A 13,149-nucleotide genomic window follows, 5' to 3' on the forward strand; every position below is an offset into this window, starting at 1 on the left:
AAATCTAGCTCCAACTCTCTTTCAATGCCAAACCTTCCTCGGCGCCATCGCCGGCGCCCAGTCCTTCTCAACGCCACGTCTTCTTCTTTTTCCAGCGCCGCTCGCCGCGCGCACCGGCTTCCTTGGCGCCGAGGTAGAACTCCTGGATATCGGGTGAATTCATCAGCCGCTCGCAGCTGTCGTTCATGACGACGCGGCCGATCTCCAGCACATAGCCGTAATGCGCCGTCTCCAGCGCGATCTTGGCATTCTGCTCGACCAGCAGGATCGACATGCCCTGCTCCTCATTGACGCGTCGGATGATGGTGAAGATCTCCTTCACCAGGATCGGCGACAGCCCGAGCGATGGCTCATCGAGCAGGAGCAGTGTCGGCCGGTTCATCAGCGCCCGCCCGATCGCCAGCATCTGCTGCTCGCCGCCCGAAAGCTGCCCGGCCGGCTGGCCGAGCCGCTCCCTCAGCCGTGGAAAATAGCCGTAGACGCGCTCGAGGTCCTGCGCCACACCGTCGCGGTCCTTGCGCAGATAGGCGCCCATCATCAGGTTTTCGCGCACCGACAGGAACGGAAACACCTCGCGCCCCTCCGGCACGTGGCTCAGCCCGAGCCGCACGATCCGGTCGGCCTCCATGCGCTGGATCGGCTTGCCGAGGAATTCGATCGAGCCCTTCTGCGGGTCGAGGATGCCGGAGATCGTCTTCAGGACCGTGGTCTTGCCGGCGCCGTTGGCGCCGAGCAGCGTCACGATCCGGCCGCGCGGCACCTCGAGGCTGATGCCGCGGATCGCCATGATCGGCCCGTAATAGCTTTCGATGTTGGAGAGCTTCAGGATGATGTCCGCTGCGCTCATGGCATCATCCTCATGCGCCGAGATACGCTGCGACGACGTCGGGATGGTGCTGCACCTCGGACGGCGAGCCCATCGCCAGCACGCGGCCGTAGTTCAGCGCGATGACGCGGTCGGAGACGCGGTTGACCAGCGTCATGTCGTGCTCGACCATCAGCACGGTGATGCCGAGCTCGCTCTTCATGTCACGGATCCAGAACGACATGTCGTCGGTCTCCTCGACATTGAGGCCGGAGGACGGTTCGTCGAGCAGGATCAGCTTCGGCTCCGAGCACAGCGCCCGCGCCAGCTCGATCACCTTGCGCACGCCGTAAGGCAGTCCCGAGATCAGCTTGTCGCGGTAGGGCTCGAGATCGAGGAACTCGATCACCTGCTCGACGCGGCGGCGATGCGCCTTCTCGCCGGCGCGAACGCTCGGCAGGAACAATAGCTCCTGCCACAGCCGGGTAGCGGAATGGCGATGGCGGCCGACCAGCAGATTGCTCAGTACGGTCGCGTTCTCGAACAGCTCGATGTTCTGGAAGGTGCGGGCGATGCCGAGTTTCGCGATGTCGTAGGCCGGCTCCTGGGTGATGTCCTGATCCTCGAAGAAGATCTTGCCGGAGGTCGGCGGATAGATCCGCGAGATCAGGTTGAAGATCGAGCTCTTGCCGGCGCCATTGGGCCCGATGATCGAGAGGATCTCGCCCTTCTCGACCGCGAAGCTGACCGCATCGACCGCCTTGAGGCCACCGAAATGCAGCGACAGGTTCTCGGCGCGGAAATAGCTCATCTGTTCCGCTCCGATTTCACATAGATCTTCTGCCGCTTGAAGGTGGCGCGCTTGTAGAGCGGGAACAGCTGGAAGAAGAGCTTGATCTTGAGCCAGCGGCCGTAGAGTCCGAGCGGTTCAAACAGCACGAACAGCACGATGATGATGCCGTAGATCGCGCCCTTCAGTCCGTTCGCGGAGGCGAAGGCTGCGACCGCGTCCCGAATGTGGCCCGCGCGCTCGGTGCCGGCACCAAGGGTCGCCGCCATGCCGCCGATCACGCCGGGCATATCGTCCTTCAGATAGGTCAGGAACGGATCGATCATGACCAGGAAGATCGCGCCCAGCACCGCGCCGTGCAGGCTGAACGTGCCGCCGATCAGGATCACGATGATGAACTCGATCGAAAGCTGCAGCGTGAACATCTCCGGCGAGATGAAGGAGAGCTTGTGCGCGAACAGCACGCCGGCAAAGCCGGTGATCGCCGCCGAGATCGCGAATGACTTCACCTTGTAGAGCGCAACATTGATGCCCATGCTGCGCGCCGCTGTCTCGCTGTCGCGAATCGCGACGAAAGCGCGCCCGGTCGGCGAGCGCAGCAGATTGAGCGTGCCGACGATGGTCAGCACCAGCACCGCAAGACAGAGGTAATAGAAGGTCGGGCCGTCGCGCGACACCGTGGTGCCGAGCAGCTGCATGGTCTTGACCCGCATGCCCTCATTGCCGTTGGTGACACTTTCCCAGCGCGCCAGGATCTCCTCGACGATGAACGCAAATGAGATCGTCGCGATCACCAGATAGATGCCCTGCAGCCGCAGCGCCGGAAACCCAACCAGCGCGCCGACCACGCCGGTCAACAGCCCCGCGGCGAGGAAGTAGACCGGGAACGGCACATTGAACTGCTGCAGATAGGCCGCGGTATAGGCGCCGATCGCAAGAAACGCGGCATGGCCGAGCGAGGCCTGTCCGGTAAAGCCGGTCAGGATCAAGAGCCCGACGCCGACGATCGCGTAGATGCAGACGAAGACGAGCTGGCTCATCAGATAGCTTGAGAGCACGTAGGGCGCGATCAGCAGCACCGCCAGCAACAGGCCGTAGGAATAGATGTAGCCCGAATGCCGGAACAGCTTGATGTCGTCTTCGTAATCGGTCTTGAAGAGAAACCGCATCCGTTGCTCCTCAGACTTTCTTCCGGACATGAAGGCCGAACAGGCCCTCGGGCTTGAGCAGCAGCACCGCGAGCAGCACGATGTAGGGCGCGACGTCCTTCCATCCCTGCGGCAGATAGAAGCCGGCCATGCTCTCGATCACGCCGATCAGGACGCCGCCGACCACGGCGCCCGGGATCGAGCCGAAGCCGCCGAGCACCGCGGCCGGAAACGCCTTCAACCCCAGCACCAGGCCGACATTGGAATGAATGAAGGTGATCGGCGCCAGCAGCACGCCGGCGCAGGTCGCGACCGCGGCCGAGATCGCCCAGACGATCGAGACCACCCGCTTGACCGGAATGCCCATGTAATAGGCAGCCAGCATGTTCTCGGAGCTGGCGCGCATCGCGGTGCCGAGCGTGGTCCGGTTGAAGAACAGATAGAGCAGCGCGCACAGGATGATGGTCGCCGCGATCACCGACAGCTTGTCGTAGGCGAGCACCAGGCTGCCGATCCGCAGGACGCCCTGGCTGAACGGCGTCTCGATCTTGAAGTCGTCGGTGCCCCAGATCATGCCGGAGATCGAGCGCAGGAAATAGCCGAGCCCGATCGTCGCCATGATGATGGAGAATTGCGGGTAGCCGAGGATCGGCCGCACCACGAGCCGCTCGGCCAGCATGCCGAACAGCGCCATGCAGATCACCGCGCCGGCGAACCCGACCCAGTAATTCAGCCCGAGCATGCCGATGAAGGTGAAGGCGAAAAAGCCGCCCAGCATCATCAAATCGCCTTGCGCGAAATTGACGACCTCGGTTGCCTTGTAGACCAGCACGAAGCCGAGCGCGATCAGGCCGTAAACGCAGCCGAGCGCGATGCCGCTGACGAGCTGCTGAACAAAGTCCAGCATCGTTCCCTCCCCGATGCCCGGCGATTCTTATCCGATCGCTCGTTGCATCCCGCCTTCACGCCCTTGTGTCTGGAGCGCCGAAAGCCGCCTATGTCCGCCCCGATTGAGCCAAAAGGCCCGATCCCTGTCAACAAACCGCTGTTGTCGCTGTATCATCACATTTGCGGAGATTTGCCGCAGCACGGACTAATACGGATATCGCGTTTGATTTGCCCCGTGCGATTCACTGCACCGAAACGGTTTTTGTCCAAGCTTTGCGCAACCGACGAGCGAAATTCCGGATCGCCACCACGCCATGACACCTGAACTGTCCGCACTCGCCGTGCGAGGGTTAACCAAGCGTTTTGACCGCCCGGCGGTCGACGCGCTCGATCTCACGATCCGTGTCGGCGAGTTCTATGCGCTGCTCGGACCGAACGGCGCCGGCAAGACCACGACGCTGCGCATGGTTGCGGGGCTATTGCGGCCCGATGCCGGCTCGGTGTCGATCCTCGGCATCGACGCGCTCGCCGATCCGGTCGCCGCCAAGCAGATCATGGCTTGGGTGTCCGACGAGCCGATGATTTACGACAAGCTGACGCCGCTGGAATATCTCGAATTCGTCGCCGGCCTGTGGGGCATCGATCCGCGCACCTCGGAGAGCTCGGCGCGCGATCTCCTGATGTCGCTCGGGCTCGAGCCGCATCTCAACGAGCGCTGCGAAGGCTTCTCCAAGGGCATGCGCCAGAAGGTGGCGCTGGCCGGCGCGCTGGTGCACGATCCCCGCCTGATCATTCTCGACGAACCGCTGACCGGCCTCGACGCGCTGTCGGCGCGCCACGTCAAGGGACTGCTGCAGGAGCGCGTCCGCGCCGGCTGCACCGTGATCATGACGACCCACATTCTCGAAGTCGCCGAGCGAATGGCCGACCGGATCGGCGTGATCGCGGCCGGCAGGCTGATCGCCGAGGGCACGCTGGCCGAGCTGCGCGCGCAGAACGGCCGCAACGACACCACGCTCGAGGACATGTTCATCGCGCTGGTCGATACCGAAGCGGCGGCCGCGTGAGCTCGGTCGCCCACCTCACCTGGTTCGCGCGGCACGAATTCCGCCTAGCGTGGCGCGAATGGCTGGCGATGATGACCGGCGGCCGTCGCCGGCGCAATCGCGCCGTGATCGGGCTCCTGATCTTCGCGGCGATCCTGCATCTGCCGGCTTATGCCGTGGTCAACCGCTATGCCGACCTGCGGTTTCCGCTCGACCCGTCCTCGCTGATCGTGCTGACCGCGACGATCTTCCTGGCCTGGGCGCTGATGCTCTCGCAGGCGATCGAGTCGGTGACGCGCGTGTTCTACGCCCGCGCCGATCTCGATCTGATCATGTCGTCGCCGGCAAAACTCACCAACATCTTCTCGATCCGGATCGCCGCGATCGCGCTGACGGTGAGCAGCATGGCGCTCTTGCTGTCGACGCCGTTCATCGACGTGCTGGTCTATCTCGGCGGCCCGCGCTGGCTCGCCGGCTTCGGCGTCGTCCTTGCGATCGGGCTGTCGGCGGCAGCCGCCGCGATCGCCGTCACCGCGTTCCTGTTCCGCCTGATCGGGCCGAGCCGGACGCGGCTGGTGGCGCAGGTCGTCTCCGCCGTGATCGGCGCCGGCTTCGTCATCGCGCTGCAGGTCGTGGCCGTGCTGTCCTACGGCACGCTGTCGCGCTTTGCCTTTCTGACCTCGGAAACCGCGGCGCGAATTGCCCCCGCCCCCGACAGCCTGCTCTGGTGGCCGGCACGGGCATCGCTCGGCGAGCTCGAAATCATGCTGCTGCTGCTCGCCGCGGCGCTGGTGATGCTCGGTGGCGTGATGGCGCTATTCGCACCGCGATTTGCCGATACGGTTGCCAGCGTCGCCGCCAATCCGGCTGCGGTGACGCGGGGACGCGCCCGCGCCTTCCGGGCCGGCTCGCGGCAGCAGGCGCTGCGGCGCAAGGAATTCTTGCTGCTGCGCCGCGATCCGTGGCTGCTTTCGCAGACCCTGATGCAGATGCTCTATCTGCTGCCGCCGGCGCTGATGCTGTGGCGCAGCTTCTCCGGTACGTCGACCGCGATCGTGCTGATTACGCCCGTCATCGTGATGGCCGCAGGCCAGCTCGCCGGCGGGCTCGCCTGGCTGACCATCTCCGGCGAGGACGCGCCCGATCTGGTGGCGACCGCGCCGCTGCCGCCGTCACGCGTCACCCGCGCCAAGGTCGAGGTGGTCCTGATCGCAATCGCCGTAATCTTCGCCCCGCTGGTGGCCGCGTTGGCGTTTGCCTCGCCGGGGCAGGCCGCGGTCACGGCGATCGCAATCCTCATCGCGACCGCATCCGCCGCCGCGGTCCAGCTCTGGTTCCGCGCGCAGGCCAAGCGCAGCCAATTCCGCCGGCGTCAGACCTCCTCCCGCATCGCCACCTTCGCGGAAGCCTTCTCCTCGATCGGCTGGGCCGCAACCGCGGCGTTGGCCCTGACAATCCCGACGGCCGCGCTGGTCAGCGGCATTCTGACGCTGCTGACGCTTGCCATCGCCTGGAAGATCAGCCCGCGGCGCTAGCGTTCATCACCTCGATCACCGCCGCGGCAAACGCCTCGGGCGCTTCCTGCGGCAGATTGTGGCCGGCATGCGGAATCAGGTGATGGGCCAGGCGGCCGGTGTACTTTGCCGCGGTGCGACTGCCGTCGGTCGCGAACGTCACGCCGTCGTCGGCGCCGTCGAGCGAGATGGCGGGGACCCTGATGACAGGCAATGTGTCGAGCCGCCGCTGCAAATCCGCATATTGCGGATCCCCATCGACAACGCCGTAGCGGTGGCGATAACTGTGGATCACGACGTCGACATAATCAGGATTGTCGAACGCGACCGCAGTCCGCTCGAAGCAGGCGTCGTCGAACGCCCAGTTCGGCGACCATTGCGACCACAGGATTTTGGCGATGCCGCGCCGGTTGGCGGCGAGCCCCGCCCGCCCCCGCTCGAGCTGGAAGTAGTACTGATACCACAGCGCCACCTCGCGATCCGGCAGCGCCGGCACCATTGCATGCGCGATGTCCTGGATCATGTAGCCGTTGGTGCAGACGAGTCCGATGCATCTTTCCGGCCACAGCGCCGCACCGATCGACGCGGCGCGGCCGCCCCAGTCATAGCCGGCGAACACCGCGCGCTCGATGCCGAGCGCGTCCATCAGCGCGATCATGTCGGCGCCGACCGCCGCCTGCTCGCCCGAGCGTGGCGTCGCCTTGTCGCGGAACGCCGTCGGTCCGTAGCCGCGCAGATAGGGCACGATGACCCGACAGCCTTGCGCCGCCAGCACAGGCGCGACGTCCACATAGGAGTGGATGTCGTAGGGGAAGCCATGCATCAGCAGCACGGCCGGCCCATCGGAAGGGCCCGCTTCGTAATAGGCGATGTTGAGCACACCGGCGTCGACATGGCGCAATGGCTCGAGCCGTTTGGTCGAAGGCGCGCGCTGCGAAGAGACGGTATCAGTCACGCAAAACTCCCTGATCTCGATCGTTTGCGCGGCATCCTAGCGTGTCCCGACGCAATAATCGCCCGGCTCGTGTTGCAGCCCGCGCCATGGAGCGATGCACGGGCCTCATCATGACGGCGCGCCAATTGCGCGCTACTCTTCCGTCCGCGGATGCCGCCGCAGACGGAACAGGTCATGCTGAGATTGCTCGCCGCGCTCGTCTTGCTGGGATCATTGACCGGTCACGCCTTCGCGCAGGACGCCCGGCGCAGCGAATGCCTGGCGATGGCAAATGCGCCGCCGCGCGCCGTTCCCGTGAGCTACCGCCGCGTCGCGGCCAAGACCGCGGACAAGACCGCGACCAAGTCCGACGAAGTCGCGATCACCTATGCCGGCCATTCGACCTACTATATCGACACGCCCGCCGGCATCCGGATCGCGACCGACTATAACGGCGTCTATCGGACCGGGCGGCTGCCCGACGTCGCGACCATGAACCGGGCCCACGCGACCCATTACACGCTGTTTCCCGATCCCAAGATTCCCCACGTGCTGCATGGTTGGGGCGAGAACGGCCAGGCCGCGCATTACGCCGAGCGCATCGGCGACGTCTATATCCGCAATGTCACCACCGACATCCGCCGCTACTGGGGCGAAGACTCCGGCGGCGAGATGATCAAGGACGGCAATTCGATCTTCATCTTCGAGGTCGCCGGCCTCTGCATCGGCCATCTCGGCCACCTCCACGTCAAGCTCGACGACAGCCATTTCGCCGCGATCGGCCGGCTCGACATCGTGATGGTGCCGATCGACGGCACCTATACGATGTCGCTCGACGGCATCTCCGAGATCACCAGGCGATTGCGCGCCGCCGTCGTGCTGCCGATGCACCGCTTCGCCACCCCGCTCGACGAGTTCATGCGCCTGATCGGCCAGCAGTTCGAGATCGATCGCCGCGGCGGCGAGCGCACCTTGCGGATTTCGCGCGACACCCTGCCGGCGACGCCGACGGTGATCATCCTGGATGGGGTGTGACGTCTCTGTTCAAGAAGAAGCAAAACCAAACGGGAGTGAAAATCGATGGCCAGCACTCTGCCCGCCTCCGCCAGCGGGCTCTATGCCAATCCGCGTGAAGACTGGCTCGCCCAATACACCGAGGAGATCATCGACCCGGCCCGGCCGATCGTCGATCCGCATCACCATCTCTGGGATCGCGGGGGCTTGCGCTATCTGATCGAGGACATGCGCGACGACATCGCGTCCGGCCACAACATCGTGGCGACCGTCTATGTCGATTGCCGGTCGATGTACCGCGCCGACGGCCCGGAGGCGTTCCGTCCGGTCGGCGAGGTCGAGTTCGCCAACGGCATCGCGGCGATGGCGGCGAGCGGCGGCTACGGCAAGGCGGCGATCTGCGCCGGCATCGTCAGCCACGTTAACCTTCTGATCGGCGATCAGGCCAAGGCGGTGCTGGAGGCGCAGATTGCCGCCGGCAACGGCCGGTTCCGCGGCATCCGCCACTCCTCGGCCTGGGACGAGGATCCCAACGTCGCGCATATGTACGCGAACCGGCCGAAGGGCATTCTGCTGGACTCCACCTTTCGTAGGGGGTTCGCCTGCCTGGCACCGCTCGGCCTCAGCTTCGATGCCTGGTTGTTCCACCCGCAGATCGGCGAGCTGACCGACCTCGCCCGCACCTTTCCCGATACCAGGATCGTGCTCGACCATTGCGGCGGCCCGGTCGGCACCGGACGCTTCGCCGGCAAGCGCGCGGAGATCTTTCCGGTCTGGAAGGCGTCGATCCAGGAGATCGCCAAATGCCCGAACGTCGTAGTCAAGCTCGGCGGGCTGGCGATGTGCCTGCTCGGCTACGACTTCCACCTCCGCCCCAGGCCGCCTTCGTCGGAGGAACTTGCCGCCGCCTGGCGGCCTTATGTCGAGACCTGCATCGAGGCGTTCGGTCCGAACCGTTGCATGTTCGAGAGCAACTTCCCACCTGATAAGGGGCAATGCAGCTACCAGATCATCTTCAACACCTTTAAACGGCTTGCATCACAATATAGCGAAGCCGAAAAGACGGCGTTGTTCTTGAAGACGGCAAAGGATGTCTATCGGCTCGATATCGGGTAAGCTCTCGACTCATGGATGACGGCATCACCATCCGGCCGCTTCGAGAGGCTGATGCGGAAGCGGTGGTCGAACTTTACGCAAAGGCAGCCGCGGTGGAACCGCGGCTAGGCCCTGTCACGCTGCCGCAATGGGACCAGTTCCTGAAGCTGCCGCAGAACCGCGGCGGGCGCGGCTTTCGTGTTGCTGAGCGCGATGGCGCACTCGTTGGCCTCGCCGAGTCCTCGTTGCGCGACCAGGGCGCGCATCACACCCGATTCCTCAAGATCGTCGTGGCGCCCGAGATGCGCCGCCGCCGGATTGGCCTCGCGCTGTTCGACGAGGTGCTTGCGATCGACGCCGATGCCGATCTCACCGTTCAGACGCTGGTGAGCAGCGACTGGCCGGCGGGAATGGCCTTCGTCGCGGCCTTCGGTTTTGTTCATGTCGAGTCCGAGATCGGGATGAAGTGCGTCGAGCCGCTGCAGCCGGCGCGCACGCTCGCGGCCGCGCGCGCCACCATCGAGCAGGTCAGCGACGTCACCGCCTGCGCGGGCGAGGTCGCGCGCATCCACAATGCCGCCTATGCCTCGGACGCCGCCTTCCGCCTGTACTCGCCGGAGGAGATGGCGCAGGTCCTGACCGAGAGCGAAGTCTGGATCGCGTCGGAGGATGGACAGATGTCGGGCTTCTGCTTGACCGAGCCGGAACGGAACTCGATGTGGATCGAGTCGGTCGCCGTCGATCCGGTGCGGCAGGGACGCGGGCTCGGCCAGTTATTGGTGTATCGCGTGCTGGCTGCACATGACGTATCGGTCGAGCACCCCTGCTGGCTCAACGTCTCGAGCCGCAACGCTCCCGCGCTGAAGATCTATCGCCGGCTCGGTTTCCGGCCGCAGCACGAGACCTGCCGCTTCAGCGCGCCACGCGGCGACCTGCTCGCCGCGCGGGGGCGGAGGTTTCAGTAGAGCGCGATGAGATTGGGTCGGTAGCGACGGCGACGGGATTGCGCTCCCTCGCCCCGTTCTTACGGGGAGAGGGTTGGGGTGAGGGGCCTCTCCACATATTCGGTGACAGCAGCATTCGCGGAGGCGCCCCCTCACCCGGATCGCATCTGAAGATGCGATCCGACCTCTCCCCGCACGCGGGGCGAGGTGAAGAGCGTCGGCCCCCTTACGCCCACTCGCCCTTGCGGAACACCGGCACGCTGCGACCGTCGGCATGGATGCCGTCGATGTCGGTGTGGGCGGAGCCGATCATCCAGTCGATATGGATCAGGCTCTTGTTGCCGCCCTGCTCGGCGATCTGCTGCGGCGTCAGCTTGTCGCCATTAACGAAGCATTTCGAGTAGCACTGGCCGAGCGCGATGTGCGAGGCGGCGTTCTCGTCGAACAGCGTGTTGAAGAACAGCAGCCCGCTCTTCGAAATCGGTGAGGAATGCGGCACCAGCGCGACCTCGCCGAGGCGGCGCGCGCCCTCGTCGGTGTCGAGCACCTTCTTCAGCACTTCCTCGCCGCGCGAGGCCTTGGCCTCGACGATGCGGCCTTCCTCGAACCTGACCGAAATATTGTCGATCAGCGTGCCCTGATAGGACAGCGGCTTGGAGCTGACGACGTGGCCGCTGACGCGGCGGCAGTGCGGGGTGGTGAAGACTTCCTCGGTCGGGATGTTGGCATTGCAGACGATGCCGTTCTTGGCGGTCGACGCTCCGCCCTCCCATTCATGACCGTCGGCGAGGCCAATCGTGAGGTCCATGCCGGGTCCGGAATATTTCAGCGCGTGAAAGCGCTGGCCGTTCAGCCATTCGGTGCGCTCGCGGAGCTTCGCATTGTGCTGTGCCCAGGCGGCGACGGCGCCATCCTGATCGACGCGGGAGGCAGAGAAGATCGCGTCCGCAAGCTTCGCCACCGCGACGTCCTCGGCATCGTCGGGGAACACCTGCTTGGCCCAGGACGTGCTCGGATAAGCGATGATGTTCCAGTTGGTGTCGAAATTGACGATCTTCTCCAGCGCCGGCTGGTAGGCGATCGAATTGGCCTTGCTGGCGCGCGCCACCTTGGCCGGGTCTTCGCCCGACAACAGCATCGGATTGTCGCCGACGATCGCAAGCCGCGCGGTGTTGGCGCCGAACGCCTTCGCCATGCCCTCATAGAGCCAGCTTGCGGCACGATCGAAACTCGCATCGTTGGCGTAACGGTAGCGCGCCAGCGTGAGCTCTTCGTCCGAGAAGAACGGGGTCACGAGACCAGCACCGGCCTTGTAGGCATGCTCCACCACCCGCCGCACCAGCGGCATCGCCGCGGCAGGCGCCGTCAGCAAGAGATCCTGCCCCGGCTGCAGCTGCAGGCCGACCTTGATCGCGACTTCGGCGAGCCGATCGAGCTTTACGGGATCGATCGAGGCGGAAAGGTTGCGTTGATGTGCGGTCATGAAGCGCCGTGTCGTTTGAGGAACTCTCGGGATTCGTAGTCCAATTCGATCCGCATCCGCAAGGTTCCCGGCCGCCGCGCTCGATCACGCGACGGCGAGCAATTGCCTCGAATTTTACCGCTTCACCGAGGCCAGCACCCGGTCGACCATCTCGGGCGCGAGGCCGAGATAGTTTTTCGGCGCGGTGAGGCGGTCGATCGTCGCCCGATCGATCCGGCTGGCGACGCGATCATCCGCCGCCAGCGCCTCGGCCAGCGTCAGGCCCTTGTCGTTGGCGCGGCGGCAGGCGTCATAGACCACGTCATGCGCCTCCTGCCGGCCGATCGAAGGCGCAAGGCCCATCATCACGGCTTCGGCCACGATCAGCCCGCGGCTGATGTCGAGATTGTCGGCCATCCGCTGCTCGTCGACGATCAGACCGCCAAGCGCGAACCTCGCCTGGTGCAGCGCGCCCGCGGTCAGCACGAAGCTTTCCGGGATCGCCATCCATTCGGCGTGCCACGGACCGGTGGCGCGCTCGAAATCCTGCACCATCGCATCCAGCATCAGGCCGGCATGCTGGCGCACCGCCTTGGCGGCGGCGAGCATCAGCTCCGACGAGATCGGGTTGCGCTTCTGCGGCATGGTCGAGGACGCGCCGCGCCCTTTGACGAACGGCTCGTAGACCTCGGCGAACTCGGTCGACGCCATGATCATGATGTCGAGTGCGATCTTGCCGAGCGTTCCCGTGACCAGCGCGAGGAAATTCACCGCTTCCGCCAGACCGTCGCGGGCGACATGCCAGGTCGAGACGGGTACGCCGAGGCCGAGTTCCTCGCACAGCGCCTGCTGGACCTCGAAACCCTTGTCGCCGAGCGAGGCCAGCGTGCCGGCGGCGCCGGCGAACTGGCCAACCAGCACGCGCGGCTTCAGCTCCGCAAGCCGCGCAGCGTGGCGATCGAACGCGGCGAGCCAGATCGCGGTCTTGTAGCCGAACGTCACCGGCAGCGCCTGCTGCAGATGGGTGCGGCCGGCCATCGGCGTGTCGCGGTATTTTTTCGAGAGATCGGCGAGGATGCCGCGCAGCGCGGCAATGTCATCTTCCACGATCTTGAGACCATCGCGCAGCTGCAGCACCACGGCGGTGTCCATGATGTCCTGCGTGGTCGCGCCCCAATGGACGTAGCGGCCGGCCTCGCCGCACTGCTTCGCCATCTGATGCACCAGCGGCAGGATCGGGTAACCGACGACGTCGGTCTCCTGCCGCAGCAGATCGAAATCGAGCGCGGCAACATCGGTCCGCTTTGCGATCTCCTCGGCGGCTTCGGCAGGAATCACGCCGCAGCGCGCTTCGGCCTTCGCCAGCGCCACCTCGGCTTCGGCGTAGCGCTCGATCAGCCGCAGGTCGGAAAACACCTCGCGCATCTCGCGCGTGCCGAAGGCATCGCGAAACAATACGGAATCGAGCACGGTGGTCGAGGTCGGGAAGGCGGACATGGGCAGATCCTG

Annotated in this window: 12 protein-coding genes; 5 read left to right on the forward strand and 7 right to left on the reverse strand. The window is 65.3% G+C overall.

Going from position 1 to position 13,149, the window contains the following annotated elements; translation table 11 throughout:
- Positions 1-67: 67 nt before the first annotated feature.
- From QA635_RS39800 to QA635_RS39815, 4 genes are read right to left on the reverse strand one after another with little or no spacing between them, the layout of a single operon-like run.
- Positions 68-847, reverse strand: coding sequence for an ABC transporter ATP-binding protein (locus QA635_RS39800; RefSeq protein WP_283065431.1), 780 nt, complete (start codon positions 845-847; stop codon positions 68-70).
- 10 nt (positions 848-857) lie between these two features.
- Positions 858-1,616, reverse strand: a complete 759-nt coding sequence (locus tag QA635_RS39805) for an ABC transporter ATP-binding protein (protein ID WP_283065433.1) — start codon at positions 1,614-1,616, stop codon at positions 858-860.
- Positions 1,613-2,764, reverse strand: a complete 1,152-nt coding sequence (locus QA635_RS39810) for a branched-chain amino acid ABC transporter permease (RefSeq protein WP_283065435.1) — start codon at positions 2,762-2,764, stop codon at positions 1,613-1,615. The genes QA635_RS39805 and QA635_RS39810 overlap by 4 nt, the downstream gene beginning before the upstream one ends.
- Positions 2,765-2,774: 10 nt before the next feature.
- A complete protein-coding gene (locus QA635_RS39815; protein ID WP_018269126.1) occupies positions 2,775-3,650 on the reverse strand; it encodes a branched-chain amino acid ABC transporter permease in 876 nt (291 codons plus the stop codon).
- A 295-nt stretch (positions 3,651-3,945) separates the two neighbouring features.
- On the opposite strand from QA635_RS39815, the gene QA635_RS39820 reads away from it, so the two are divergent.
- Positions 3,946-4,698 carry an ABC transporter ATP-binding protein gene (locus QA635_RS39820; protein WP_283065437.1) on the forward strand — a complete coding sequence of 251 codons (753 nt, stop codon included), beginning with the start codon at positions 3,946-3,948 and terminating at the stop codon, positions 4,696-4,698.
- A complete protein-coding gene (locus QA635_RS39825; RefSeq protein ID WP_283065439.1) occupies positions 4,695-6,212 on the forward strand; it encodes a permease in 1,518 nt (505 codons plus the stop codon). The genes QA635_RS39820 and QA635_RS39825 overlap by 4 nt, the downstream gene beginning before the upstream one ends.
- Here QA635_RS39825 and QA635_RS39830 read toward each other — a convergent pair.
- On the reverse strand, positions 6,196-7,146 hold the full coding sequence (locus QA635_RS39830; protein WP_283065441.1) for an alpha/beta fold hydrolase: 951 nt from the start codon (positions 7,144-7,146) through the stop codon (positions 6,196-6,198). The genes QA635_RS39825 and QA635_RS39830 overlap by 17 nt on opposite strands.
- A 174-nt stretch (positions 7,147-7,320) precedes the next feature.
- Here QA635_RS39830 and QA635_RS39835 point away from each other — a divergent pair, with 174 nt between their 5' ends.
- From QA635_RS39835 to QA635_RS39845, 3 genes are read left to right on the forward strand one after another with little or no spacing between them, the layout of a single operon-like run.
- Entirely contained in the window at positions 7,321-8,160 is an 840-nt protein-coding gene (locus tag QA635_RS39835; protein ID WP_283065443.1) for an MBL fold metallo-hydrolase, read from the forward strand.
- Between the two features lie 45 nt (positions 8,161-8,205).
- The gene (locus tag QA635_RS39840; RefSeq protein WP_283065445.1) at positions 8,206-9,255 is read left to right on the forward strand and encodes an amidohydrolase family protein; all 1,050 of its coding nucleotides are present in this window, start codon (positions 8,206-8,208) and stop codon (positions 9,253-9,255) included.
- An 11-nt stretch (positions 9,256-9,266) separates the two neighbouring features.
- Positions 9,267-10,199: a GNAT family N-acetyltransferase gene (locus QA635_RS39845; protein ID WP_283065447.1), complete on the forward strand. Its 933-nt coding sequence runs from the start codon at positions 9,267-9,269 to the stop codon at positions 10,197-10,199.
- 205 nt (positions 10,200-10,404) lie between these two features.
- Here the strand turns inward: QA635_RS39845 and QA635_RS39850 are convergent, their stop codons facing one another.
- Positions 10,405-11,661 carry an aminopeptidase gene (locus QA635_RS39850; protein WP_283065450.1) on the reverse strand — a complete coding sequence of 419 codons (1,257 nt, stop codon included), beginning with the start codon at positions 11,659-11,661 and terminating at the stop codon, positions 10,405-10,407.
- Between the two features lie 114 nt (positions 11,662-11,775).
- The gene (locus QA635_RS39855; RefSeq protein ID WP_283065452.1) at positions 11,776-13,137 is read right to left on the reverse strand and encodes a class-II fumarase/aspartase family protein; all 1,362 of its coding nucleotides are present in this window, start codon (positions 13,135-13,137) and stop codon (positions 11,776-11,778) included.
- Positions 13,138-13,149 lie beyond the last annotated feature (12 nt).

The organism is Bradyrhizobium brasilense, assembly GCF_029714345.1.
Lineage (GTDB): Bacteria > Pseudomonadota > Alphaproteobacteria > Rhizobiales > Xanthobacteraceae > Bradyrhizobium > Bradyrhizobium australafricanum.

Excerpts from the sequence above, each read along its gene's own strand:
- QA635_RS39800 (WP_283065431.1), bottom strand. The coding sequence starts at position 847 with ATGAGCGCAGCGGACATCATCCTGAAGCTCTCCAACATCGAAAGCTAT.
- QA635_RS39845 (WP_283065447.1), top strand. The coding sequence starts at position 9,267 with ATGGATGACGGCATCACCATCCGGCCGCTTCGAGAGGCTGATGCGGAA.
- QA635_RS39810 (WP_283065435.1), bottom strand. The coding sequence starts at position 2,764 with ATGCGGTTTCTCTTCAAGACCGATTACGAAGACGACATCAAGCTGTTC.
- QA635_RS39850 (WP_283065450.1), bottom strand. The coding sequence starts at position 11,661 with ATGACCGCACATCAACGCAACCTTTCCGCCTCGATCGATCCCGTAAAG.
- QA635_RS39855 (WP_283065452.1), bottom strand. The coding sequence starts at position 13,137 with ATGTCCGCCTTCCCGACCTCGACCACCGTGCTCGATTCCGTATTGTTT.
- QA635_RS39815 (WP_018269126.1), bottom strand. The coding sequence starts at position 3,650 with ATGCTGGACTTTGTTCAGCAGCTCGTCAGCGGCATCGCGCTCGGCTGC.
- QA635_RS39840 (WP_283065445.1), top strand. The coding sequence starts at position 8,206 with ATGGCCAGCACTCTGCCCGCCTCCGCCAGCGGGCTCTATGCCAATCCG.
- QA635_RS39820 (WP_283065437.1), top strand. The coding sequence starts at position 3,946 with ATGACACCTGAACTGTCCGCACTCGCCGTGCGAGGGTTAACCAAGCGT.
- QA635_RS39805 (WP_283065433.1), bottom strand. The coding sequence starts at position 1,616 with ATGAGCTATTTCCGCGCCGAGAACCTGTCGCTGCATTTCGGTGGCCTC.
- QA635_RS39835 (WP_283065443.1), top strand. The coding sequence starts at position 7,321 with ATGCTGAGATTGCTCGCCGCGCTCGTCTTGCTGGGATCATTGACCGGT.